Source organism: Nocardia nova NBRC 15556 (genome assembly GCF_001613005.1).
Classification (GTDB): Bacteria; Actinomycetota; Actinomycetes; order Mycobacteriales; family Mycobacteriaceae; genus Nocardia; species Nocardia nova.
Genome location: NZ_BDBN01000035.1, coordinates 24,114 through 49,547, shown reverse-complemented (window position 1 = coordinate 49,547; position 25,434 = coordinate 24,114). Strand labels below are relative to the sequence as shown.

5 protein-coding genes are annotated in these 25,434 nt (G+C 66.9%); 3 read left to right on the top strand and 2 right to left on the bottom strand.

Going from position 1 to position 25,434, the window contains the following annotated elements; all coding sequences use genetic code 11:
• Position 1: 1 nt before the first annotated feature.
• From NN2_RS15280 to NN2_RS15270, 3 genes are all read left to right on the top strand, one after another.
• Positions 2–21,529 (top strand): LuxR C-terminal-related transcriptional regulator, encoded by a 21,528-nt coding sequence (locus tag NN2_RS15280; RefSeq protein ID WP_156511341.1) that lies wholly within the window; start codon positions 2–4, stop codon positions 21,527–21,529.
• A gap of 126 nt (positions 21,530–21,655) precedes the next feature.
• A complete protein-coding gene (locus NN2_RS15275) occupies positions 21,656–21,901 on the top strand; it encodes a DUF2630 family protein (RefSeq protein ID WP_030517178.1) in 246 nt (81 codons plus the stop codon).
• 16 nt (positions 21,902–21,917) lie between these two features.
• Positions 21,918–23,423: a carboxylesterase/lipase family protein gene (locus NN2_RS15270; RefSeq protein ID WP_063014219.1), complete on the top strand. Its 1,506-nt coding sequence runs from the start codon at positions 21,918–21,920 to the stop codon at positions 23,421–23,423.
• Between the two features lies 1 nt (position 23,424).
• Here the strand turns inward: NN2_RS15270 and NN2_RS15265 are convergent, their stop codons facing one another.
• Positions 23,425–24,291: an Fpg/Nei family DNA glycosylase gene (locus NN2_RS15265; RefSeq protein ID WP_030517176.1), complete on the bottom strand. Its 867-nt coding sequence runs from the start codon at positions 24,289–24,291 to the stop codon at positions 23,425–23,427.
• A 149-nt stretch (positions 24,292–24,440) separates the two neighbouring features.
• Positions 24,441–25,403 carry a DUF4564 domain-containing protein gene (locus NN2_RS15260; protein ID WP_063014217.1) on the bottom strand — a complete coding sequence of 321 codons (963 nt, stop codon included), beginning with the start codon at positions 25,401–25,403 and terminating at the stop codon, positions 24,441–24,443.
• Positions 25,404–25,434: the final 31 nt, after the last annotated feature.

Below are 25,434 nucleotides of genomic sequence, written 5' to 3'. Positions count from 1 at the left end.
GGTGGACGGTTCGCTGTTCAGCCCGGTCGTGGAGCTGCGGAACACTTTCGAAAGTCTGCCCGGATTCCTGCGGACTCCGATCGAGATGGTGGTGTTCGGCGGAGAGCTCCCGCGCGCCGACATTTCCGAGATGCGCCGCATGGTTGCAGAGTTCCGGGCCCGCGCCCGCGAGCTGGAAAACCATTCGACCGATATCGAAGACCTTTTGGCACAAGAAGATTCAGCCGGAGAGCTGGCCGACAAATTGCGCGAGGCATTGCGGTCGTACCGAAAGGGTGCGGCCCGGCTCGGCGATGACGTGAACACCCTGGCCGATCAAGCGCAGCAAGCAGCCAATGACGCGGAGAAGTGGCTGTGCGTGATGTTCGCGTTCGGAATCCACTTGGCATGGAAGATCTACGGATTGATGGCCGGGGCTGCAGCAGCGGGGCCGGCCGGACAGATTGCGGCAGCACCGGCCGTGGAGACCGTGCTGGCCGAGGGACGCGCCGAGGCTGCCGTGATGCGCACGAGTATGGAGCGGGCAATTGCGACGGGCGGCGCGGAGGCGGCTGCACGGCTGAGCAGCATGGGGCCCCTGCAGTTCGTCACCATGCTGGGCAAGGCGGCCGCGCTGCCCGTAGGCGTCGACGCGGGTGTGCAGGCGCTGCAGGTCGCCACCGGCGATCGCACCGCCGACATCATCGGATCGGACGGCACGAATCCGACCGGAATCGATCTGAAGTCGATCGAAGTCGCCGCCTTGGCCGGCGCGGGTGGAGCGGTGGGCGGCATGGTCGCCGGCAAGTTCGCGCCGATGGTGTTCCCCCGGATCGGCAGCAGTCGCTTGGCCTTGGGCCTGGTGCACGGTACCGCCGGCGCGATATCGGGTTTGGGTGCGGCGTCGCTGGTGGCTGGTTGGCCGCAGCATTACGACCAGGTGCTCGCGCCGCTGCTCAACGGCGCATTCGCCGGGGGCGTGTATTCCCGCAGCGGAGCCCATCCGTCGGCGATCGACGGCGGCGCGACATTCACACCGCCCGACGCGATCTCGGCAGGGCACGACGGGAAAGCCGCGACACCTCGGCGACCGGTCGAGGTGTCGGCGGAATCGAAACGGGCGTGGGCGGACGCGCAGAAGGCCTGGGGCTCGACCGCGGAGACCACGAAGACCGCAGGTGAGCGTGGCGGAACCACGGAAAAGACCGGGGCCGCGGAACCACCCTCACGCGAGCAGGGCCCAACGATCGCGGCCGACGGAGCCGGTGGTCGACAGCCCGGGCAACCCATCCGTCCCGCATCTTCCGACGCCGCCGCGGCGCGGTCGGGAACACATTCCGAGACGGCGGCTCCGGTCGAGCGGCCACCGGCCGAGAAGCCGGTCGCCGCAGGGAAGGCGACCGCACCCCGATCGGTCGAGGCGGTGGGCGAGACCTCGCCGCCGCCGAAGCTCCCGACGAGCGCCCCGCCACGCCCGGTCGGCGAGTTTCACGAAAAGGCCGGCGCGCCAACAGGAAACAGCGCGGACGCGAAAGCCGAGCCGAGCCCGGCCGGAGAACACACGGCGGTCGCGGACGGTGCCGGTACGCAAACATCGGCACGACCCCATCCAGCTGCTGCGGGCGAGGCGGGAACTCCCGGCGCTCGCGGCGAACCGGGATCGCCCAGTGCTCGCGGCGAACCCGGATCGTCCAGTGCTCGTGGCGAACCCGGATCGTCGAGTGGCGAAGAGCATGCGACCCCGCAGCGAGAGGAGACTGCCGAGCAGTCCGGTCAGGAAAGACCCGAAGGCTCCGGCCGGACCGAGGCGGACGGCACCGAAACACCTGCCGTGGAAGAACATTCGTCGTCGGTGCACGACGAGCAGAGCGTTCCGTCGGCCGATCACGACAGTCTCGCCGACGCCGCCGGTATGCCGCGCAGCGACCGCGACAAGGCGGTCGATCTGCTGATCGACTTCCACCAGGCCTCCGCCGAGCATGTTCCGGAAGGTCAACGCCTGTCCAACCTTCCGGACGACGTGCTGATGGCCGGCCTGCACAGCGGCGATGAGCACCAGTCGTTGCTGGCGACGATGGAGATCATCCGGCGCGGCACCATCAGCGAGAAAGTGCCCGGCGGAATGGTGTTGCGGGTCGAACAGGCGGAAGCCGTCTACGCGATGAAATCGCGTCCGGTGGAAATGAAACCCGGCGAGGGCAAATCGCTGGTATTCATGGCCGGCGCAATCCAACGTGCGGTGCAACACGGCTCGGTTCTGCTCGTGACCACCACCGATGGACTGGCCAATCGCGAAGTCAGCACGTATCGGAAGCTGTTGACCGGCGATGAGGAATTCGCCGACATCCCGAATGTGCTGGGCACATTCGGGATCGACGTGTTCCGCGCCGATCAGCAGAACGGTTTCGGGCCGATCACGAAGGGGCGGCCTGCGATCGTGGTCGCGACCGGCGAGACAGTCGGGCATCTGTGCAACGCCGGTATCAAGCCACCGCGCCATGCGCTGATCGACGAGATGGACGGCATCATCGACCGGGGCGAACGGCAGTTCCTCCGGTCGGAAGGTGCCGAGCAGGCGGCGCCGGAGGTCACGGCCCAGCAGGTGTTCGGCGCACACGACTTTCTCACCAAGGCACTGGCGGACGGGTCGCTGACGCACGACGATTTCGGCCTCAGGCGAATAGCCGAGGAAATCGGCATGCAGGCCGACGGCACACCGGAGGTCATGTACTGGTACGACGGTCAACCCGAGCTGACCCCCGAGGGGCGGGCGAAGGTCGAGGCGCTGCCCGGCGGACAAGACTGGCTGGATGGAATGGGGGCCTCCCGGCTGGAGACCGCGGCCCACGCAGAGTTCCTCGTCCGTAAGGGTGTCCACTACGAAATGGACACGGGCAAGATCGTCATCATCGATCAGGCCGAACATGGGCTGCAACGCAACCCGAAGACCTCGAGCGAATCACGGTGGAGCGCGGAGCCGGGTAAGGCGAGCCTCGCGCAGGCCATCGAGGCCAAGGAGATCCGCGCGGCCGAGAGCCGCAGGGAGAGCGCCGAGGAGCATCGGATCGTCGTGCGCGCGGATGCCGAGTCCGCCAAGCGTATCGATTCGGTCGAAATCTACCGTGTCGGAAGCGAATCCTTCTTCGATGAAGTGACAGGTGCATCCGGCACTCTCACCGACCTGAACCCGGTGCTGCAGAAGATCTACAACCTGGAGCCGGCGCACGAGGTCGGGCGGTCGCAGACCCATCAGCTGGTGGAGGGCCAGCACGATGTGGTCGAGAGCACACACGCCAAACTGCGCACGATCGCAGAATACGCGAACGAGATGCGAGCCGACGGCAAGGGCCGGTTTCAGGAGATCCTCTGTCACCGCAACGATTTGGTCGCCCGTCAGGTCGAGGCGCTGGTGCGCGCGGGCGTGCCGAGAGATGCGATCGAAGCGGTGGACGCCAAACGGATCATCGGCTGGGGCGCGGACTGGGAAGCCCAGTTGCAGAAGGTGTTCGACGAGGCCGGTGAGCAGGGCAAGATCCTGGTGATCAACCGGCAGGGCCAGCGCGGGGTCGACATCTCGGTGTCGGAGGCGGTGAAGGCCAAGGGCGGCATGCACGTCTGGATGACGGAGGCCCCGGAGCAGTCCTACATCCACGAACAGGCCAAGAACCGCACCGCACGGAACGGGCAGCGCGGCAGCGCGCAGGTGGTGATGTCGGCACAGGACGCGCTGATCCGCAATGCCATGCACCTGCGCGGCGTACGGGAGACCGTTGTCGTCTACGAGAAGGCGGTGGCCGCGCACGCGACCGACCCCACTCCCCAGAACCATGACGCGCTGGTGGCGGCGCGACAAGCCGTCCGTGAGCTGGTGCCCGAACTGCAGCAGCGGGCGCTGCGGCACTCGACTGCCGAGTTCGTCCGCCATCACGCCGTCTCGACCGGCAACGCCTACCTGGCGCTCGCCGAAGCCGATACCGGGCTCTACGACCAACCCGACTCCGACCCGGCGGCGCGCCTGGCCGGACTGCTGGGAATCCCGGCTGCGGCCGTCGCCGACCGGATCGCCGAACTCGAACGCGACGGTGCCACCGACCCGATTCGTGAACTACTCGACCGGGCCGGTATCGCGCCCGCCACAGCCGTGGCGCTACAGCACCACGTCATGTCCACCGCCCCCGCTGCAGCCAGTACGCGGGAGGGGCAGAGCGCCGCGGACGCGCTGATCCAACCAGGGACGTTGCGCCGGGACCTTGCCGCCGAATTCGGAATCCCGATAGCAGACCTCGAGGGCGCCGAAGGCCTGCGCACCCTCGACCCGCTGCACACTCAGGCACGCGATGCCCTCGCAGCGGCGCTGGGCTACCCGGCCGCCGGCATTACCCCGATCATCGCCCGCGACATCCTCGGCGAAGCAGTCGGCGATCAGCTGACCGGCGCCATCTCATCGACCACCGTCACAGACACCGGCACCGGTTCCACCACCGATTCGCCCACAGATCGGACCCGCGCAGGCACACCCGACCAGGACGCCGACACCCAGAACGCCGACGCCCCGGATACAGGCCCCAACCAGACCGCAGCGCCGCCCCACACCCCCGATGCGGCCACAACCGACGACATCGTTGCCGCCGCCTCCCGGTATCTGGCCGTCGCCGCGTTGTTCGACGCGGTGTTCGAGATCCACCGCCTCAGCCCCAACAACTGTGTCAACAACGCCGTCACCGGCATGCGAGTGTTGTGCCCCGACAAGGCCAATCGCTTCCGGATGCCGGACTTCAAGCTCCGGGGCCACGACAGCAACACGGTGCGCGACACATTCGGCGCCGAGCTCCAGCGTGCCGGATCGTTGGACGAGGTGGCCGAATCGCTGAGATCCCGGCCCGGCGGTATCACCGTCCTGGTCTACAAATGGAAAGACACCTACGCCGCGGGCACCAGCATCGAAGCCGACGACCACATGGTGCTGCTGGTCAACGACAGCACCTCGGTCGACAAGCCGAATCTGGTCGTCGTCGACCTGGCGGCGTCCCGGGACGGCAACACCGACAACGACCACGGACCCAAGGATCTGCGCAACCGCCGCACCTTGCTGAACAAAGCCGAAGGATTCGACGACTGGCGCCGCGAGCAAGAGAAATACATCAAGAAGCTGGGACCGAAACAGCGTCTGTTCCGGACCATCGAGTTCGACCGCGACGGCAACCTCGCCCCCCGTCTCAGCGCGGCAGCGCCCGACGCCGAGAAACTGCCGCAGCGCCCCCCCGTTTCGCAGGCCACGCAGGACGAAATCAACTCGAGTGCAGACCCGGGCCTGTACGCGGAGATGCTGGCGCGATTGGATGCTGCCGGAAACGGGTCGAACGCCCGACGTCGAGACGAACGCTCACCGGTCGGCAGCAGACCCTCGGAGGACCCGGCGAATCCGCCGCCGCCGAGCACCCGCAGGCAGTACACCGTGACGGAAAGCGGCCGGTTGCGCGACGACCTCGCCACCGCGTACCGAGAGCTGGAGGATGCCGACGACTCGGACCCTCTCGCCGAATCGTTCTCTCGAGCCATCCCATCGCAGTTCGACGAGCACTTCCGCGCCCTGAGCCCGATTCAGCGACGCATCCTGACACTGCGCTATCAACAGGGCCTGGCGCACAACGAGGTAGCGGACACCTTGAACGCGCGGGGTTGGGCGGCCTCGGCGCTGACGCCCCAGGCAGTGCGGACGGCTGAGGCTGGTGCGCTGCGCCGGCTGGCCGGATCACTGGCCCGGAACGGGACCCCTATGGCAAGCGATCCATCGCGAGAACGACAGCAGACGCTTCTCAGGCTGATCGCCCGTGGCGTGTCGTGGTCCGGAGTCATCGAACAGACCGGCTGGTCGCGGGCCACGGGGCGCAGGACCTACTCACAGGTCTTGCAGGCCCTCAATGTCACGAAGCGCGCATCCGTGGTGCCGGAGGCGGTCCGCCACGGCTTGCTGGACATCACCGAACTTTCGGCGGTACCCGAGCAGACACCGGCCTTGTCGCCCGACGAGCACACCATGCTGTTCCTGGTAGCCACCGGATTGTCGAACCGTGCGGTCGCCGACGCGCTCACCGCCATACGTGGTGTGCCCGTCGGGAAGGACGCGGTGAACAAGCGCCTGCGCGCCCTCGGGCAAAGGATCCGCATCGGAGACCGCGCCGGAATGGTGGGCGCCGCCATTCGCGCGGGATGGCTGGATGTCAATGCCGACGACTGGAAGTCCCACTCAGGCACTCGCGGCACCGCTGTGCGCCTCAGCACGCAGGAGCTCCGGACCCTGGGCCTGATCATCTCCGGTCGCACCGACGATCAAATCGCGGCCGAGCTGAACACGACCCGGCAAACCGCGGTCACCTATCGCAACCGGATCTTCGTCAAACTCGGTGTGCACTCCCGTGAGGAGGCGATCGTTGCCACGTACACGATGCCGGAACTCGTGGACGCGCTGCCGGATTCCGGCGAGGATATTCGGGCGATTGTCGATATTCTGCGGATGGTCGAGGAGGCCACCGACGGCCGTGAAGCCGGGCAGCCGGAGTGGCGCCGATTGCTCGTGCATCAACTGCGTCACGCGATACTGTCGGGCGACGTGGTTGCGGGGCGGGCCTTGCCCTCGGCCCGGCTGTTGATGCGGCAACTGAACCCCGAAAAGATACAGGCGTACACGGTCCGAGACGCGTACCGGCAGCTACGCGACGAAGGCTATCTCGTCGTCGTCAGGGGCCGACCGACTGTCACCCGCCGAGACAGCTGGCCCATCACCGCCGATACGCTCCGAAACCACTTCGCCGACAGAATTTTCGACCTGGCTACCAGAACTGTCGGCGCCGCGTCGGGATCGCAGATTGTCGCGGAAGTGTGTGCGCGGGCGGCGCGCGGGGCCGAGACGGGTGGCCGGACGGTGACGGAACGGGTGGATCTCGTCGCGCGCAATGTGATCGCCGAACACCGGCCGGCCGCCGAATTCTTGCGGCACTTGACAGATTTCGTGCTGCGCGGCGCCGGAATGTCCGGAGACGACACACTCGCACTGACACTGGCGAATGTCTCCACCCACGAAGTGCGCCAGCTGCGCGCCGCACTCTCCCTCAATCGACAGTTACGGCTCGCCAGGTTCTGGCCGGCGCGGCGCGATTCGACGGCGCCGCACGACATTCCCACGGATCCGATGACCGAACCGCTCGAACTGTGGTCAACCGCACGGGATCTCGCCATTCTGCTCGCCGAACGCCATGGCGTCACCGTTTCCCTCCCGGTGGCACCCACCGGTCACCAGCCTTGGCGGATCCTCGACAACTGGTCGGGCAAACCATCCGCCCGACCGACCAGGGATTTCCGTCTGACGCCGTACCAACGGAGACTCGTCCGTTTGCTCGCACAGGACCTGACTTATCGGGAGATCGCTGCCGAGCTGGGCGTTTCGGTAGACTCGTTGAAGTCCCTGGTAGCCGATGTGACCCGCGAACTCCACGGCGAAGGTCGCGCCGAGATCGTCGAGATCGCCCGTCGCTCGGGCCTGCTCGATGACATCTCACCGGCCGGGCATTCCGCACACCCCCGGCCGGGACGAGCGCCGTCTCCGGTCACGGAGCAGCCGGACGCATCTCGCCGAGCGCGGCTGACAAACCGCGAGAGTCACATTCTCGCATTGTCCGAACAAGGTCTGTCGAAGCGGGAGATCGCCGAGCAGTTGGGTGTCAGTCCGCATACGGTGGAAGACCACCTCGGCAGCGCGCGGCGCAAGATCCGGAAAATCACCGCGTTGCTCCGGGCGTGCGTCCCCTATGTCTCACGGCTCACCAGGGCGGTCGGCCTCGAGGAGGCCCCCGAGCTCCCGCTGAATGCCGACGACCCGCACTCGCTCGAACGTGGCATCCATGCGGAGCTCACGCTCGTTCCGGCCCACGACATCGTTACCGAGCCCGCAGCCGATGAATTCGGCCCGGCCGATCCGCTGCGCAGCATCGCCGACAACGTTTACGACCCCGACCATCCTGCTGACGGTGCGGTGGTGGTCGTCGGCAAGGAGGGCACCGATCACGCCTATCTTCTGCTCGATATCGAGGGAGAACTCTTCGTCTTCGACTCACTGCTGCCCTCTCCCGGCATCCGTCCCTACCGGGACTGGAAACCCGGATACATCGAATCGGATCCGAAGGAAACCTTCGTTTCCTATCTCACCACGACAAGGGGGAGGCTGGAGGCGCTGCACGCCCCCTCCGGCGATCCCGACCGGCCGTTGCCGGGCAATTCCATCAACGGGCCGCGTGGCGAAGCGGCACGGCCGGAATACGCTGTGGCGACGCCCGTTTCACCCGATGCGTACCAGCCGAGGCTCGCGGAGAATACGCGAGTACGGAAGCTGATTATCCGGAACGGCCTGTTTTGCGACGGGGACGGGACGCCGCACAACAGCGATGACTACGAATTCTTTCTGATCGGCGTCGAGCCGGACGATTTCCGGGTCGCCGGGGCAGACGACTTCCCGGAATTGGACGACGACGACGATTCCTACGACTTCGTCCATCCGCACGAAATCCTGTTCAGCACCTATGCCGATCCCGCCGACGCTCCGATCGGGGCCGGGCTCTGGGGCCGAATGGTCAACGGTGTTCCGCAGGAGGCGCTTCTGACCAGCCGGGCGTTCCCGGACACGCTCGAGGAGCGCATGAAATTCGTCATGCAGACGCTCCACTGGCTCGCCGAGCACGGAGTGGACCTCACCGCGATGAACCTCAGTGGCACATTCCATGGCAGCATCTTCCGCTTACCCGCGCCGATGCATTCGGCCATGGAGCTCATGACCGAGCCCTACGCGCATCCTGAGTCGGTCTTCGCTTGTGCCACAACCCGATTCTGGGTGTACCCCACCGTGGTCGAATCGGCGCCGGCACAGCTGTCGATCGCCTTACCCGTCACTTCGATGAACGGCGGCAGAGTCGAATTCACGATGACTCTCACCCGGCACGGCGACACCATCACCGCCGCCTTCATCGAGCCCACCTCGTCACCCGCTGCCACCGAGGTCGCTGCAGCCTGGGCGCAGCTGCGTTCGGAACTGATCGATCCGTGGCTGGCGGAGTCGCATGTCGTTGTTGCCGAGAATGATTCCGGTTCAGGAGCCATCACGGCGTACTTCGGCCCCGACGCGGACGAACACACCCTGGTGCAAGAGGTCGACACAACCGACGTCGTCGGCGACTCCCGCGTCCACACCGAGCGCGACACCCCGATCGGGCGCCGCCCGGAAGACCGGTCCGAATCTTCGACTCCGGTGCCCGGTGATCCGGGAGGCCCCGCTCGGCGGGCCGCCTACGTGACGGTCGAGATGGAAGACCAGTCCTCCTACCACCCTGAAGAAGGGCGTCGGATCCGCTATCACGATCTGCATTTCGACGCCGAGGGGGTGTTGTGCGACGAGGACGGTAACCCATACAACTCCGGCGGCTGGGAGCAGTTCTTCTTCGTCGGCAATACGATCCGCTCCACTCCGGCCAAGCATTGGCTGTTGTGGAGTTCGTTCCCGGACCCACGACAGGTACCGTTCGCGTTCGGCGCCTGGCAGGTCGTGGACGGCCGCCGGATCGAGGTCGAGCTCGGCAGCGGCCTCATTGCGAACGCCGGGTCCCGATCGGCACTGAGTGCGCGGTTCGCGGCGCAGGCGATGTTCGAACTGTCGCATCGAGTTCCAGCCGAGAATCTGACCGTCAGGAACGGGACAGCGGGCTATCTGTGGATACCCGAGACTCGGGTACCCACTGTCGAGCAGTTGATCGAGCGCCGGGGACTCGGCGTCTTCGACGGCGATCCGGCGGTCGACACTCTGTTCTCCGGCGCCTCGACCGATCACTGGGTCGACATCACCGACTGGCACGCCACCGACACCGGTCTGGTCGTGGAACTGGCGGTCGGTTCGCTGCGCGGGAACGCGACGCCCGGGCAAATATCCCTGCACCTGCTTCATGGGCGCGATGCCACCATCGCCTATTACGTGCGCGAGGACAGTTCCGACAACCAATTCGTGGGCTCGGCGATCGAATCTTTTCACCGTGATCGAATCGCGCCCTGGCTGGCCCGCTCAGGTGTCGATTTCGCAGGGTTCAACCCGCCGGAGAACATCATCGCCGACATCGATGCGGGCGAGGAGGCGCCGCCGCCGAGCCGCGCCGAGTACACCCCGATGTCGCTACCCGGCTACGTCCCCGGGCTCGGTGCCGTCGATCTCGACCTGGTACGACTGCATATCGACCGGCGCGGCCGTCCGGTCCGCGCGGACGGTGCAGCGATCGACACCCTCGGCTCGCAGGGCTTTCTGCTCACCACGTCCGGCGAGTTCATCACCGCTGCAGGCTGGCAGGCAGACGTGCTCGAGGCGTATCTCGCGCAGGGCGGTTCGCTCGGCGACATCGCCGGGATGGGTAACTGGCGCATCCATGGCGCGATCACCGCGATCGACCTCTCGCCGGTCATGTCGCCGAGCCGCGCCCTCGACTACCGCGGACAGGCACAGGTTCTGGACGCACTCCACACTGCGGGGGCCGATCTGTCCCGGTGCGCCCCGGCGGCCGGAAATCGCACGGAATCGCTGTGGAACGACAGCGGCACGCCGCCGGCCGCAGCCGCCGTGCTGCAAGCACTGGGTACGAACTCGGCGCCGCTGCTTTCCGGCTATTTCGTCACTCGTGCGCCCTGGGGCCGCCGACGCTCGGTAGCGGTGCAGGTCACCGGAATCACGCGCTCTGTCGACGGCGTCGCGGTCACCGCTGAACTCCTCGTGCCGCGCTGCGAACCGGCTACCTTCACGGTTGAATTCATCACGGCCGATTCGGGCGTGACCGCGCGCTGGGAATCGGTGCGCCTCGGCAGCGACCGAGTGCGGACCGCCGCGGCACTGGCGGCGGTGCACTCGCGGCTGAGAGCGTGGCTGGCGGAATCCGGTGGCGCTTGGGTCGAGGACGTACCCACCGAGGATCGCCCCGGTGCGCGACCGCCGGCCCCGGAGCCGATAGCGGCAACGCCCGGCAACACAATTGCTCTTCGAACGACCGCTCGCACATCGGAATCGGCGACTGATCTCGCGCAGGCCGGCGAGTGGTTGCTTTCGCAGATCCGCGACTGGCCGCCGGGCGCCGCAACCGTCGCCCGGGACTCGATCCTCTCGGCGCTGCGACTGATGCTGGGCGCACTCGTCGGCCCGGTATCGATGGTGGCCGAGAACACCGCCGACCGGGTGCGCGTCGATGTGGTTGCCGTCGACGACGAGAAGTCCATTACGCCTCCGGAATCCGTTGCGGCACCGGACGGTTCGACGTTCCTCCGGGCCGGTGTGCGCATCCTCGACGAACCGGCCGGGCCGTGGCGCCAGGTCACCTGGTTCGACCTGACCCGCCCCGCGTCCGACTTCGAGGACAACGACGCACACTCGTCGACCCATCACCCGCCGGACTCGCACAACGCGACCGGAGATCTTCCATCTCAAGTCCTCGATTGCGTCCCCTGGATCACGCGCATGCTGCTCATGCTCGGGCTGGACACCGCCGTGGTCGATCCGAACGGCGCGATCAATGCCATGGGCCTGGAACGCGGCATCGCCGCCGGGCTGCTGTGGGCCGACCCCGACAACACACTCGACGACCCGATGCGCTCGGCATACGACGACTTGGTCGCCGACCCTCAGCTCGATACTGTCGTCGTCGTTGTCGGCACGGTAGAGGAGGACGGCAGCCGCAATCGCGCCCACGCCTACCTGCTCAACAAGATCGAGGGCAAGGTCTTTGTCTACGACACCCTCATCGACGGCGGACGCCACCGCATCAGGCCCTACACCGAATGGCGATCCCGCTATCGGAGAGCGGATTTCGCCTACACGGCGAAGTACCGCCGCGTCGGCGGTGTGCTCACGCCGCTCAGCCGGCCTGCCGACAGTGAGGTCGTCATCCGGCACGCCTCCCACGAAATCACCGGATCACCCGACGATTCCGAGAAACCGGCGACTCCTTCGTCCACACCTCCACAAGGCGACGGATTTGCCTCTTGGACTCGGCGATCGTGGCCGGGTCGCGCTCGCACGACGCCCTCCGGTGAATCTTGGATCGGAAAGCTGTCGGGCAACCGCTTCGCTCCCGAAATTGTCACCGCCGTAAACCCGGACGACCCCCACGAACCCAACGCGCGCACAGGCCCCGACCGGAAATCCGACCCACCCGCACCGCCGGAGGCCGACCGGGCCGCGGCGACCACATCGACAGCGAACTCCGTGCGGCGCGATGCCGGAGAAGCGCCCGGCCAGGTGGACGAGGAGGGGAAACACGTTTCCGAGTCCCGATCCGAAGAGCCGAGCAGCCACGTTCCCACACTCCCTCCGCGTGCGCTGGTCGTCGGATCGGCAGCTCGGCTGTACGCGGTTGCGGCCACTGAACCACCTGAAGACGCTGGATACGGCGCCGTGCTCGACACGACGACCGACTCGGCCTGGATCGAAGCACACGACGGCAGCACCCGAATTTCGCGGGCCACCACGGACTTCCACGATCTTCCGAACGACATGCTGTCCGAATATGTGCGACTGGCGGAGAGCGCGGTGCCGATCGTGCTCGCGGCGGTGAACTCCGGGACAGATGTCTCGACCGACGACTTCGTCGACGACCTGAGTAGCCGAATTCACAATGGGCGGCTTCAACGCCATTGGCGCATCGCCACCGCGGAACAGCGACTGCCGTTCGACGATCCCGGCTACCCGGAAAAACTGCGTGAGCAACATCGGCGCTTGGCTCGCGCGGCACGCGATGCGGTGGTCGCGACCGGCGCTATCGATCGGACCGCGGCCGACCCGTTCGAGTCCTGCGCGACCGGCGCCGCGGTCGCCGCCGAGTTGTGGCGCAGACGCGCGGTCCGCATGTTCGGATTCGACTTACCCGGGATCACAGTGGAAGTCACCCGCGAGCTCGCTCGGGCGATAGACCAACTGTTGACGAAATACCCGTACGTCCAACTGCTGCGGATCGGATTCGGCCCCATCCCGGGTACGCGTCCGCTCGCCGTGAGCGACCACGTCGACGGAACCGACACGAGTTACCCGTACACGCGGTCCATCACGGTATCCGAGGCCGTCGCAACCGACCGCGAGCTCTTCGCTTCGGGATGGGCCGCGCTGATCGACAGCGGGCGGGCAGTGGGGGCCGTCGAGGAGCCGGTCCTCGGGCTGGTCCGACGTGAGTTCGGCTACGCACTCAATGTCGCGACTCGGCTGTCCGCACAACGGGAAGCCAAGTTGACGCTTGTCGACCACCATGAGAGCAGTCATCAAGGGCCGACACGGTGGTCTCCGCGTGAGGCATTCGCCTGGTCGAACAGCCAATTCCGCGACTACGGGCCCAACGGGAAAGGCAGATTGGATGCAGCGGCCGCGCTGGCGGGAGCCTTCGCGGCCATGGAGCACGATCCCCGGGACACGTCCGTCGGAGAGCAGGTGCTTCACGACCTGCTGACCGAGGTCGCGCCGCAGCGCCAAGCCCTGAAGGACAGGGACCGAGCGCAACTCACGACCGAGTACCGCCCTGTGACGCCGGCCGAACAACGGGCCAAGTCGGCTATGGCCGCAACGCTACGAGCCGACCACGGCATCGACATCATCGGTCTCGACAACCCCGGCATCACTGCGGCCACCGCCGGTGAGCTCATTGCGGGCATCCGGCACATGATCGCCCGATTCCCGATTCTCGCAGACTTGTCCGAAATCAAGATCATTCCCGAGGATGCCGGTGTATTCGGCCAATTTTCCTTCGACGGCATCGAATTCAACGAATTGTGGATGACGGCACCGGTTCGAATGCATGCCGAGGCGATACGGCAGGTGGCTGCCGGACGGCTGCGAGTCGATCTCGCGCGGGTGTACTTCTGCCTGGCCATCCACGAATTGGCGCATGCACTGCGCCGGCTCCTGCCCGTCGACGCGCCGAGCGCCCACGAGGTGGTCAGTCGGCATTTCGAGGAGAGCTACGGCTCCGACGACGTCCGAGCTTTGCGGGCATGGTGGGCAGAGCAATTCAGTTCGTACGGCATCCGCGAGGAGGACGGCGCTCTCGTGCCGGACGAGGCCGAGGCAGAATCGGTGGTGGCTGCCGAGGTCGACGTCCTGACACCGACCGAGGGCGAAGTGATAGTCCACCGCAACATCAGCGAGCTGGCCGCGGCCGAGGCCGAACGACGCGGCATGACATCGACCGAACCCACCATCGGGGCGCGGCCGTCGTCCGACACAACTGAATCAGCAGGCCGAACTGCGCACACCCCCTGGAACAGCCGATGGTCCGGCACGCCCCGAGCCGAACCTGCTCAGGCAACGGCGGGTCCAGGTTCAGCCGGACCCGTTGATGACGAAGCAATCGCGGCTGCGAGGAAAGGAACCGACGAGGAGCGCGCCGCAGCGAATCCGGCCCGGCCCACCGAGATTTCGGACGAACCGGCGCACTCGGCCGAGAACAGCCGGGTCTACCACCACCTCATGGCCCAACTCGGCGATCCTCGTCTAGCGCGCGACCTCGCCGCCAAAGCTCACGCCCGCGCCGAGCGAGAACAACAACCCACCGACCCCGAAGCCGCCACACAACACCTACTCCGCATCGCCGACACCATCCTCGCCGAACACCGCACCGCCATGGCACAACTCGACGACGCCATGGACAACAAACCCACCCCCAGACGACGACAACGCCTCACCTCACTCCAACACGGCGGCGTCTTCTTCCACAACCGACCGGACATACCCGAGGCCTATGCGCTCGACCGTAGCCGGGCGACAGAAGCTGCCGAGGAAGCTGAACCACAGGTAAACCCGCATGCGCGTACTCCGTGGTCCGAGCCGGTCGCGATCACGGTCGACAAGGATCGAGACGCTCTCGACGCGCCACATGATCAGCCTCGTAACACCGAGCAATCACCCGACCTCCCGAGCGTCCGATCGCCGGATGAGATCGGATCGCGGCCGACAGATCCCATCGGCAGCAGGCCGACCCTGTATGTACCCGAACCCCACCGGCTCGCAGCGGAACTACTCGGTTTGGACCCGAGCTTCGCCTACATCGATGATCTGATGCGGATCGCGGCAGGCGAACCGCATGGCCCCGCCTGGATCGACAGCCCTGATTACTGGGAATGGCAACTGAATTGGCTGGCCGAGCGCGGGCCCCGGCTCAGTACGCTCGCTGCTTTCTCCGCCGCCGCCCTCGAAGCCGAAACCGTTCTCGGCCTTCCCAATACGAGCGGCAGAGGGTTGCTGCTCGCACAACTGCGGCCCCGGACGCCCGGCGAGATGATGGCGATCTACAAACTCGAAACGATGCGGGCAGACGAGCCGGACCGGCCGAGTGGCCCGGACACCGCGGCACATGCCAGCGCCATCGGCCGCGTCGAGCGCGAGCTGTCGCTGGACGAACTTCCGCAGTACGCATACCTTCCGACTGTGGCGGCGCGGCCGGTCCTCCAGGCCGATCGCGATCTGACCAGGAAGTATCAGTCACCGGCCGAGTTCTGGTATTTCGATCCGATCCCGCGGGACGGGGTATTCGGGGCGAACTACCCGGGCTGCCGCGCCCTGGACCGACAGTCGCCGGCGTACCACCGAGCGCGGCACGCGGGCGACAGCCTGCTTCCGCTGATCGCCTGCCGCCCCGTGTACGACCGCTTCCTGAACCACTGGATCGAGCCGTATCAGTTGCGTCACGCCGAACAGTTGCGCGACGGATTCCAGGGCACGAGATCCTCGCCGGAGAATCGTATTGCCCAGTGGTTCACGTCGGTCGTCGCGGACGTGCTGGCCGCTCCGCCCGATGCCGCTCCTGAGATACTCCACCGTGCCCTGCACTCGCAGCTGCGCCGCCGCACAGGTAGGTCCGTTCCCACGGACGATGCGCACTGGCGGTTCGTATCGGCAGTGCACGAGTTGCTGAGCGGAGACTACGACTTCGGCCACTACCTCCAGAGTCGCGACCATCCGGAAACCGAGGGATATGCCCGGACCGTGCGCGAGACCGTCCTGCGCCGTCATTCGCCGACGGCGGTCGCCCGAGTTCCGTTCATCGCCAACGTCATCGGTGCGTCCCCCGCCGACGCGAACCCCAGCCCACCCGAGGGCGGCCCCACGCCCGCCACACCCATAGGAGCGCGCCCGAACCCGGCGGACCGGGTCCGACCGCGAATCGATGACTACCTGGCACGGGGCGACACCCGAGGAGCAGTCGCCTTGCTCCGGGAACAGTTCGCGCACAAAGTATTCCCTTGGGTGCGCCACCATACGCCGTCAGCCGAAGCTGCCCAGGAAATATTCGAGGCGGCGTGCCGACGCGCGATCAGCGATATCGGCCGGATCGGAGACCGGGATATCGAACAATGGCTCGTCCTCAACGCCGGAGAGCTCATATCCCAGCATCACAGCCCGATCCGGACGGCAACGACCGAACCCGCCGGATCCGCAGCAGCTGAGCACGGAGTGCCGACCGCGGAATTGACTGCGGCACTGCGGCGAAGCCGGACCGTGCAGCACCTACCGCCGATCGTCCGGAATGCGCTCGACCAGGACAGGGAGGGGTTGCAGGCGGCGATCGAGGAGCTCGCTCCCGGGCCGCGCCGGCTGCTCGATCTGCGTTTCGGACTGGGGATGTCGGTCCAACGCACTGCGGAAGCCATGGGCCGGACCGAGGGGGCGGTACGAACAGCGCAGCGAGGCGCGTTCCTCCGCCTCGCTCGGCTGCTCGAACAGCGGGCGGGCAACCAGCCGTTCGAGGTAGTGCTCGAGGCGCTGGAACAGGATCTCGATGCGTTCACCCGTTGCCTCGCGCAACTCGGCCCCGAGCAACGCGCCGCGGTCGAAGGGCGGCTGCTGCGGAAGTTGCCGACGCGAGAGCTGGTCGAGGCGTACGGACCTAATCATTACGCGACCTATTACCGTGCGGTGCAACGGCTCTCGGCTCTCCTGCTCGGCGATGCCCAGGTTCGCCCCGGCGTGGACGCGGACCGGGAGCTGGTCCAGCGAACATCGACGCAAACCCTCGAGCCCGCCATCGCGCAGCTCACCAACGCCGCCTATCGGCAGGCACTGACCCTGAGGTTCGTGCACGGCCTGCCCCGCGGGCGCGCCGCCGCCGCGGCGCAGACCGGACTCCCGGCATTCGAGATGCGCGAAATCCGCGCGATCCGCACCGTCGCCACACATCTGCGCGCCGGGACACCGGCTCGCCAGCTGCCCGACTTCCACCTGATCCCCGATCCGGACAGCGACCTGTTCGGTGACCGCGGCAGCTCTGTCCAACCCAGCTGGCTACGCACACGGCGGCAGGTGGCTGCGCTGCCCGTCGTCAATGTCGACGGTGGTGGACACGGGCGCGGCCGGGGCGAGGAAGCAGAAGAGTCGCCGGAACCGGAGAAATCGTCGCTGTGGCGGTTGCTTCGTAATCGGCCGGATATCGCACTTCGAAGCTCCGGTCAGGTCGGGTCGGCGCTCGGCAGCCTGTTGACCGAGTCGATGATGCCGTACTACCTGCTCAGCACCGCCGGACCGGAAGCCGCGAGCTGGGTGGGGCTGGTCGGTACCCTTCCGTATTTGGGCGGTCCGATCTTCGCGGGCATTCTCGCCGAGCACAAACCGGCGAGGCCGATCATGGTGGCGGGCGAGACCCTGGCACTCACGGCTGCGGCAGCCCAAGCCACCGCCATCGCAACCGGTGCGCCCGCGATGCCGCTGACGATGAGTCTGGCAACGGCGGCCATGTCGGCCGGGGCGATCCTGTACGACCAGACCTCCGCAAAGGTCTTCCGTGAGATGTTCGGCGTGGAAAACGCCGAGGAGCTCGCCCGTTACAACAACATGCAAGCGTATCTACCGCGGATCATCACGGGATTCGGTCCGGCGGTGGCGACTACGGCGCCACTGCTGGCACCAGTGGTCAACGGACTGTCGTCAATCTGGAATCTGGGGACGATGCGGGGTATGCCGAAGACCGCGACGACGCCGATGCCGACCGGCAAGAACCTCGGTACCCAGGTCATGAAATCGGCCGGCGAGGGCTTTCGAGCACTTCGCAAAAGACCCATGCTGCAACGTATCGCCACCAATCACGGACTCACCAATTTCGCCCTGGGCATGGAGTGGACGTATTACTCGATGGGGATCCTGGATGCGCCGATGCCGGAATGGCAGAAATTTTCGATTCTCACCGCGATCCCGCTGGGAACACTGCTCGGTGGCCGCATTCCGACGAAGCTTCGTGAAAAGCTCGACATCGACACGATACTCACGGCCAAGATCGCCGGTCTGGCGGGAGTCGGCCTGGCGGAAGCACTCTCCGACGACGTGATGACGGTCGCGCCGTTCTGGGTCGCGGCCTGGGCTACCCTCGGCGCGGGCAATGTATCCGTAGGAAAATACAAACTGCAAAACACTCCCGGCGAGGTCTATGCCCGAGCGAATTCCGTGCAGGCCATGGTCGGCAGACTCGCCTCTCCACTGGGCGGATTGGCCGTCGGCGCGGGCCTTCTGAACTTGGGTATGGGCCCGGCCCAGTGGATATCCGCCGGAGCGCTCACCGCTCTCGCATCGGGCTTCGTCGTCCGGAATATTGCCGAACGCCGCGCCCCCGAGCCGGTGGCCGCGCCCGACCCCGAGGTCATCCGGAACTGCGCCATTCAGGTCGCCCGCATCCACCGCGCACTCGGCTACGACCTCGGATCGGAGCCCGACGACACCGATCGGCGCTGGAACGCCGGCGACAACTGGCGGATCACCGAGGAGAGCCTGGGCAACCAACTCCGCCCGTTCGACACCGGCGGCAAGAGTCCCGTCCACGAGGCCGCCGAAATCATCCGCAATCCGGACAACGACATCGACAGCGCGGCCGTGGTCATCGATGGTCACATCCACTACGTAGTCGCAGTCGAAGGTGAAACCGGTACCGAAATTCTCGTATTCGACACCCTCGTCGAGGACCCGGACGAGATGCATGTGCGGAATATCAGCGGCGACGAGAACGGTGAGAACGCATGGACGGCGTCCTACGACGAGTTCGGCAACGCTTTCGCCGCCTTCTGGACCAGCACGGACGGACGGCCCGTACCTGTCGGCACGGGCCGGGGCCGCCTGCTCCAACCGATGTGGACCAGCCGTGGCGGCAACCTCGTACCGGCCTTCCACCCGATTCGGACCCTCCGGCACCGGACACACCCCGTCAAACTCCTCGGCAGACCTGACGACGCCGAACGCACACTCCAGCAAACCTCCGCACCTGCTGCGGAGAAGTCCGAGCCGATCGCAACAACACCGTGGCGCCGTGATCGACCCGCTGCAGCACCCGCCTCTTCGGGAAACCCACTGTCCCCCCAAGAGGCGCTCGACCTGCCGCGGAAAAAGAACCGGAGACGAGCCCCCGATCCGAACGCTTATCACCACCGCCCGGACGACGGCATGCCATGGGATCCGGTCGTGCCGCAACCTGATCCGCTACTGATGCCCCCGGCGCAACGTCGCGGCCGTGGCGCCAGGCCGCCTTCGCTCGATGGAGTACTCGATGGTCGGAGCGAGATCGAATTCGTCGATCCGGGCGTCGATCGGGGGAACAGACGGGGACGTCGAGGTGACGTCCCGAGTGTGTGGCACCGCTTCGGCAGTGACGACTCGACTCCGGACCCCACAGAGCTTTCCCCCGCTCTCGGTCGTGCGCTTCGTGCTGCTGAGGCGGACGCCGAGGACGTGGTCACCTATGCGCTGCAACCGGCGCAGGCGCTCGGCCTGGATGAGACGAAGCTGCGGCAGCGCGACCCCGAGGCAATCGCGCGCACGGTCCGAGCGCTGCGGATTCGACAGCGCCGGCGATTCGAATCGGTTCTACGCCGGCTCGTAGCCGACGACGCGTTGACCGAGCTGCTCGACCATCAAGACGCGATTTCCGAACTGGATGAGCGCGTCCGCTCGCTGCCGCGGCATCTCGAAGCCGCGAAAACATACCTGGACGAGGTTCGCACAGCGCTCGCGATCATGGCCGTACCGGAGCTGTTCGCAGCTGCCGGAGTGAGCCCGTTCATCGATGACGACGGGCAGATCGTGGAGGCGATCGGATACACCTCGGACGGCCGAGTGATCGTCGCATCGCCACTGCGCGATCAACGTGCGCTGCTGGACCTGCAGGTGCCTGGGTTCCGCCGACAGGCTCCGAAAAACGGCGTGTCGATCGAGTACTGGCACGTTCGTATCGACGACCAGGGACGCCTCGTCGTGGAAACGATATCCGGAGCACATCCGGACCCGGAGCGCACCGCGTACTACTACCGCGACCGCGACTACGTCTGGTGGCGTAAGGACCTGGCCGACGAAAGGACGTTCGCCGAGAAATACGCAGAGGCCCTTGTCTCGGGTGAGATCGCTCGCGAGCACCTGAAAGGCGATACCGGAGATGCGACGATGTCCGCGGGGGTGTGCATTGTTCACTACCGCAACGGATTTCGTCACATCGAGAAGAAGGTACGCGATATCGATCAGCGTGACGCCGAGAAGCTGGCGGCCATCACCCTCGCGGACGCCGGCTCGCGGGCTGCCGAGGTACTGGGCGCGGATGAAATTTTGCCTGGCGGCAGCGAACTGGTGTTGCTGATCGAGTATGTGCCCGGATTCGACGCGAGCGATATATTCGGGGATTTCGAAGACGCTTGGCGAGATTTCTTCCACACTCCGACCGGGCAGCGGCTCGGTCGGGGCGATACGCTCGTCCGCCCCTGGGACAGACACGAGCGCGGGAGCAAGAACTGGCGACTCCAGCTCGGTTTCATCGTTCGGCCGATCGACAACGGGAACGCGTACCAGGACGCACTACCGCCAGGGGGATTCAGCCTTCACTACGCCACAGTCGTGAACGAAAAGATCGAGTGGCGCAAGCACTACACTCCGCGTGCGGAGCTCGAGGCGGTCCGGGAACGAACACTCACGTCGAAAGCGGCATACGATAGGCGCAACCGAGCCGAGTGGTACCAGGACGTGATCGACAACCTCGCCCGAATCGAAGCGAGCGCCTGGTACAACACACCAGCCGACAATGCCGAGGCGGTGTTGACACTCACCAACCTGCGGGACGTACTGGCCGAAAGACTCAACCTCCCAGGCGCCCGCAACCTTCCGCACCCGTACGACGAATTGACTCCGAGCGACTGGCGTACGGTGATTGCGTCGAAGTATGAGAGCCTTCGCCGATTCCGTGAAATGGGCTTCCCGGCCGACCGGACGGCTCGCGATCTCGACACACTCGACAAGTTGACCAAGTTGCTGTTGCACGCGCAGATGCGGCAGGTCACCCCCGATGCGCTCGACGACAGCTGGGTCATCGACCCGGACAGCGACACCGCCGGGCAAACACTGACCGAGGTCTACCTGGATGGTCTCGCAGTCCGTTTGGCCGACGTGGAGGCCGCCGCGCAATCCGTGGGTCATGATGCCGAATCCCACATCGCCTGGGTCGAGGAATTCGGCCCGGAATCCGGAAGCCAGGCGTGACCGAATCGAGCAGTACGCTCGGCCCCATCGAGTAGGCACACGTGATCAATGTGGCGCCTCCGCAGGGGTCCGCAACCGGAGGGCAGGGCCGAACTACATCCCGCACCCGCGCCGTACCATGGCCTCATGACCGAACAGGACATCCTTGCCCATATCCAGGACCTGGTGAAGCAGGAGCATCAGCTGCGGTCCAAGGCCACCAGCGGGGAACTCGATCCCGAGACCGAGCGGGCGAAGCTGGCCGATCTCGAGGTGATGCTGGATCAGTGCTGGGATCTGCTGCGGCAGCGGCGGGCCCGCATCGATCAGGGTGGCAACCCGGACGAGGCCCAGGCCAACCCCGTGAAGCAGGTCGAAGGGTACCTGCAGTAACGGTTAGCATCGGGTAATGGTTGACATCACGACCGCCGACGGCGTTGTCCGCGGTCTCAGGCGTCGTCGCATCGTGCAGTGGCGTTCGATTCCCTTCGCCGCGCCGCCGGTCGGCGATCTTCGTTTCCGCGCGCCGCAGCCCGTCGAGAGCTGGTCCGGGGTGCGCTTGGCCACCGAATACGGATTCGCCGCGATGCAGCAGCGGGACGGCGCCCGGATCGGACCACGCGGCCCGCAGCCGACGAGTGAAGACTGCCTGACCCTGAATGTGACCGCGCCCGCGGAACCGGCCGCCACACCCCGGCCGGTCATGGTGTTCATCCACGGTGGCGGTTACGTGCTGGGCACCTCGGCGCTGCGGTTGTACTCCGGCGCCCGGCTGGCGTTGCGCGGCGATGTGATCGTCGTATCGTTCAACTATCGGCTGGGCGCATTCGGCTACGTCGACTTCGGTGAATTCTCCACGGAGACAAGGCCGTTCGAATCGAATCTGGGTCTGCGCGACCAGGTGGCGGCGCTGCGGTGGGTGCAGCGCAATATCGCGGCCTTCGGCGGCGATCCGAACAATGTCACCATCTTCGGCGAATCGGCCGGCGCGCATGCGGTGGTCAGCCTGCTCGCCACCCCGGCCGCGGCCGGGCTGTTCCACCGCGGCATCGCGCAGAGCGCGCCGGCGGACTGGTCGCTGACGGCCGAGGCGGCGCGGATCTTCGCCCGGCGCTGCGTCGACAACCTCGGCGCCACGCCGGAACAGGCGGCCGAGGCGCTGAGCACCGCCGGCTCGAACGACATCCGCAAGGCCGCCGATCGCGCGATCGGCGATGTGCTGTGGCGGCAGCCGGGCAGTTTCCCCGCCGCCCCGGTCGTCGACGGCGACTTCCTGCCGATGGATCCGATCGACGCCATCGCCGCCGGGCGCGCTCACGCCGTCCCGCTGATCATCGGCACCAACCGCCACGAGGCGACCCTGTTCAAACGCTTCGATCGCTCCCTGCCCACCACCGCCGAACAACTGCACGTGGCGCTGTCGCGATGCGGCGACGCCGACCTCGAAAAGCGGGTCGTGGCAGCCTATCCCGGGTATCCGTCGCGTCGGGCCGCCGTGCGCATGGGCGGCGACTTCGTCTTCTGGCGGCCCACCGTGGAGGTGCTCGAGGGCCACAGCCGCCACGCCCCGACCTACGCCTATCGGCTCGACTACGCACCGCGCGCGGTCCAGCTGGCCGGTTTCGGCGCCACCCACGCCCTCGATCTGATCCCGGTGTTCGGCGGGGTGGACAGCCCCATCGGGCGCGGGCTCACCGCGGCCGGCGGCTATCGGGACTTCCTCGCGGTGCAGCGCGAATTCCAGGACAACTGGCTCTCGTTCGCCCGCAAGGGCGAGCCGCTGCCGTCCTGGCCGCAGTACACCGAGCAGCGCCGCAGCACCCGCATCATCGACAGCCCGGCTCGGGTGGAGGTCGATCCGGATCGTGCGAAACGCCTTGCCTGGCAAGGAGTCCGGGTTCCCGCGCCGGTCTGACCTACTTCAGCAGCCGGGACATGCGCCGGTCGGCGAGGATCTTGCCGCCGGTCTGACAGGTCGGGCAGTACTGGAACGATTTGTCGGCGTAGGCGACTTCCCGCACGGTGTCACCGCAGACCGGGCACGGCAGTCCGGTCCGCGCGTGCACCTGCATGCCGGAGCGCTTCTCTCCCTTGAGCCGGGCCGCGTCCTGGCCGACGGAGCGGGTGATCGCGTCGGTGAGGATTTCGCGCATGGCCCGGTACAACTCGGCGACCTTGTCCGCGCCGAGCGTGGACGCGGTGGCGAAGGGCGAGAGCCGGGCGGCGTGCAGGATCTCGTCGGAGTAGGCGTTGCCGATGCCGGCCAGCACGGTTTGATCGGCCAGCACGGTCTTCAACCGTTGCGAGGTGCCGGCGAGGAGTTCGGCGAAGCCGTCCTCGGAGATCTCGAGCGCGTCGGGGCCCAGTCGGGCGATGCCCGGCACCGACTGCGGATCCTCGGTGATCCAGACCGCGAGCCGCTTCTTGGTGCCCGCCTCGGTGAGATCGAAGGCGGGTGTCGCGCCCTCGCGGGTGAAGAAGTGGACCCGGAGCGCGAGCGGGCCTTTACCCGGTTTCGGCGGCGCGGCGCCCGGTTCGTCGATCCAGCGCAGCCAGCCGCCGCGGGACAGATGCGTGATCAACCACAGGCCGTCGCAGTCGAGGCCCAGATGTTTACCCCAGTGCCCGGCACCGGTGACGTCGCGTCCCGACAGCGCGGTCACCGGCGGATCGAACGTTTTCAGCACACTCAGCGCCGCGACGTCGACCCGCCCGACAACCGCGCCTACGGCATGCTCGACCAGAAACTGTTCGAGCGCCATGATCTCCGGCAACTCGGGCATTCCCGCAGCCTACCGGCGTCCACCGACAACCGGCCGCTTTCACACGGCGAGCGGAGACCCGGCCGATGCGAACGGCCGCGTTCCCACCGGGAGAACGCGGCCGTCGGCCTCGCGGCACACGATTCGATCACCGCGGCACGCGACTCGCGTCACATCTGGGCGGGCCCCTGCTGCGGCGTGGCCACACCGGGGGCGACCGCACCCTCGATCGCGCCCACTCCGGCGCCGATCGCGGCACCCGCGGCAGCGGCCGGCGCCGCGATCACCGCGTAACCGATGGCGGCGCCGACGACCGGCATGACGACCAGGCCCGCCGGCAGGAATGGGATCCCGGCGATCAGACCGGCGACCGCGCCGACCATCGCGCTGGTGCTCGCGATGGGGCTGCTGACGATATTGCCCACACTGGACCCGATCACCGCGCCGCCGAGGGTGTCCGCGGCGATGCGATCCGAACGCGACGGCTCGAATCCGGCGGAGTCCATGGTCTGCGCCAGCCCGGCTTCGGCCTGCGCGGCGGAATCGTTGATCTGCCCGGTCAGCTGCGGATCGATGAAGTCGGGCCGCGGCGTCACGACCGAACCGATCCGGATGGTGCCTTCGGGCGCCTTGATCGGCGCCACCGGCGGCGCCGGATGGGCGAGATCGGGCAGATGCAGTGCGCCCGGATTCACCATCGCCGGGGCGGTGAGATCGGGCACCGCCCGAGTGCTGTTCGCGGCGTTACGGTTCGACGAGATGGAGCCGGGGGCGGGTGCGGCGGCCGGCGCGGTGGCGTCGGCGGTGGCGGCATTCGGTTCCGGATCCGCGATCGGCGCGGCGAACGGCGGCACGGCCGGGTCGGTCGCCGCGCTCGGCTGGAACTGCCAGGGGTTGGTCTGCGCGACCGCGCGTGCCACCGCATCCGCCGCGTTCGACACGCCGGCGGCGACGGTTCCGGCGTCCGGCAGCATCCCCGCGGCCGGTGCCACACCCGAATCGGTGGTCGGCGCGGCCGCCCCTGCCACGCCCGTCTGCCACAGTGCCACGGTCAGTGGCAACGCGCCGAGGACGAGTGAGGAACCAACGCGCCGGCACCACTGTCCCGATGCCGCCGAATGCTGCCCTGCCATGAAAACCTCCAGTCGGATTCCGATCGATTGA

What these genes read in the sequence shown, in the direction of transcription:
- NN2_RS15260 (WP_063014217.1), bottom strand. Translation starts at nt 25,403, where the DNA reads ATGGCAGGGCAGCATTCGGCGGCATCGGGACAGTGGTGCCGGCGCGTT.
- NN2_RS15265 (WP_030517176.1), bottom strand. Translation starts at nt 24,291, where the DNA reads ATGCCCGAGTTGCCGGAGATCATGGCGCTCGAACAGTTTCTGGTCGAG.
- NN2_RS15275 (WP_030517178.1), top strand. Translation starts at nt 21,656, where the DNA reads ATGACCGAACAGGACATCCTTGCCCATATCCAGGACCTGGTGAAGCAG.
- NN2_RS15270 (WP_063014219.1), top strand. Translation starts at nt 21,918, where the DNA reads ATGGTTGACATCACGACCGCCGACGGCGTTGTCCGCGGTCTCAGGCGT.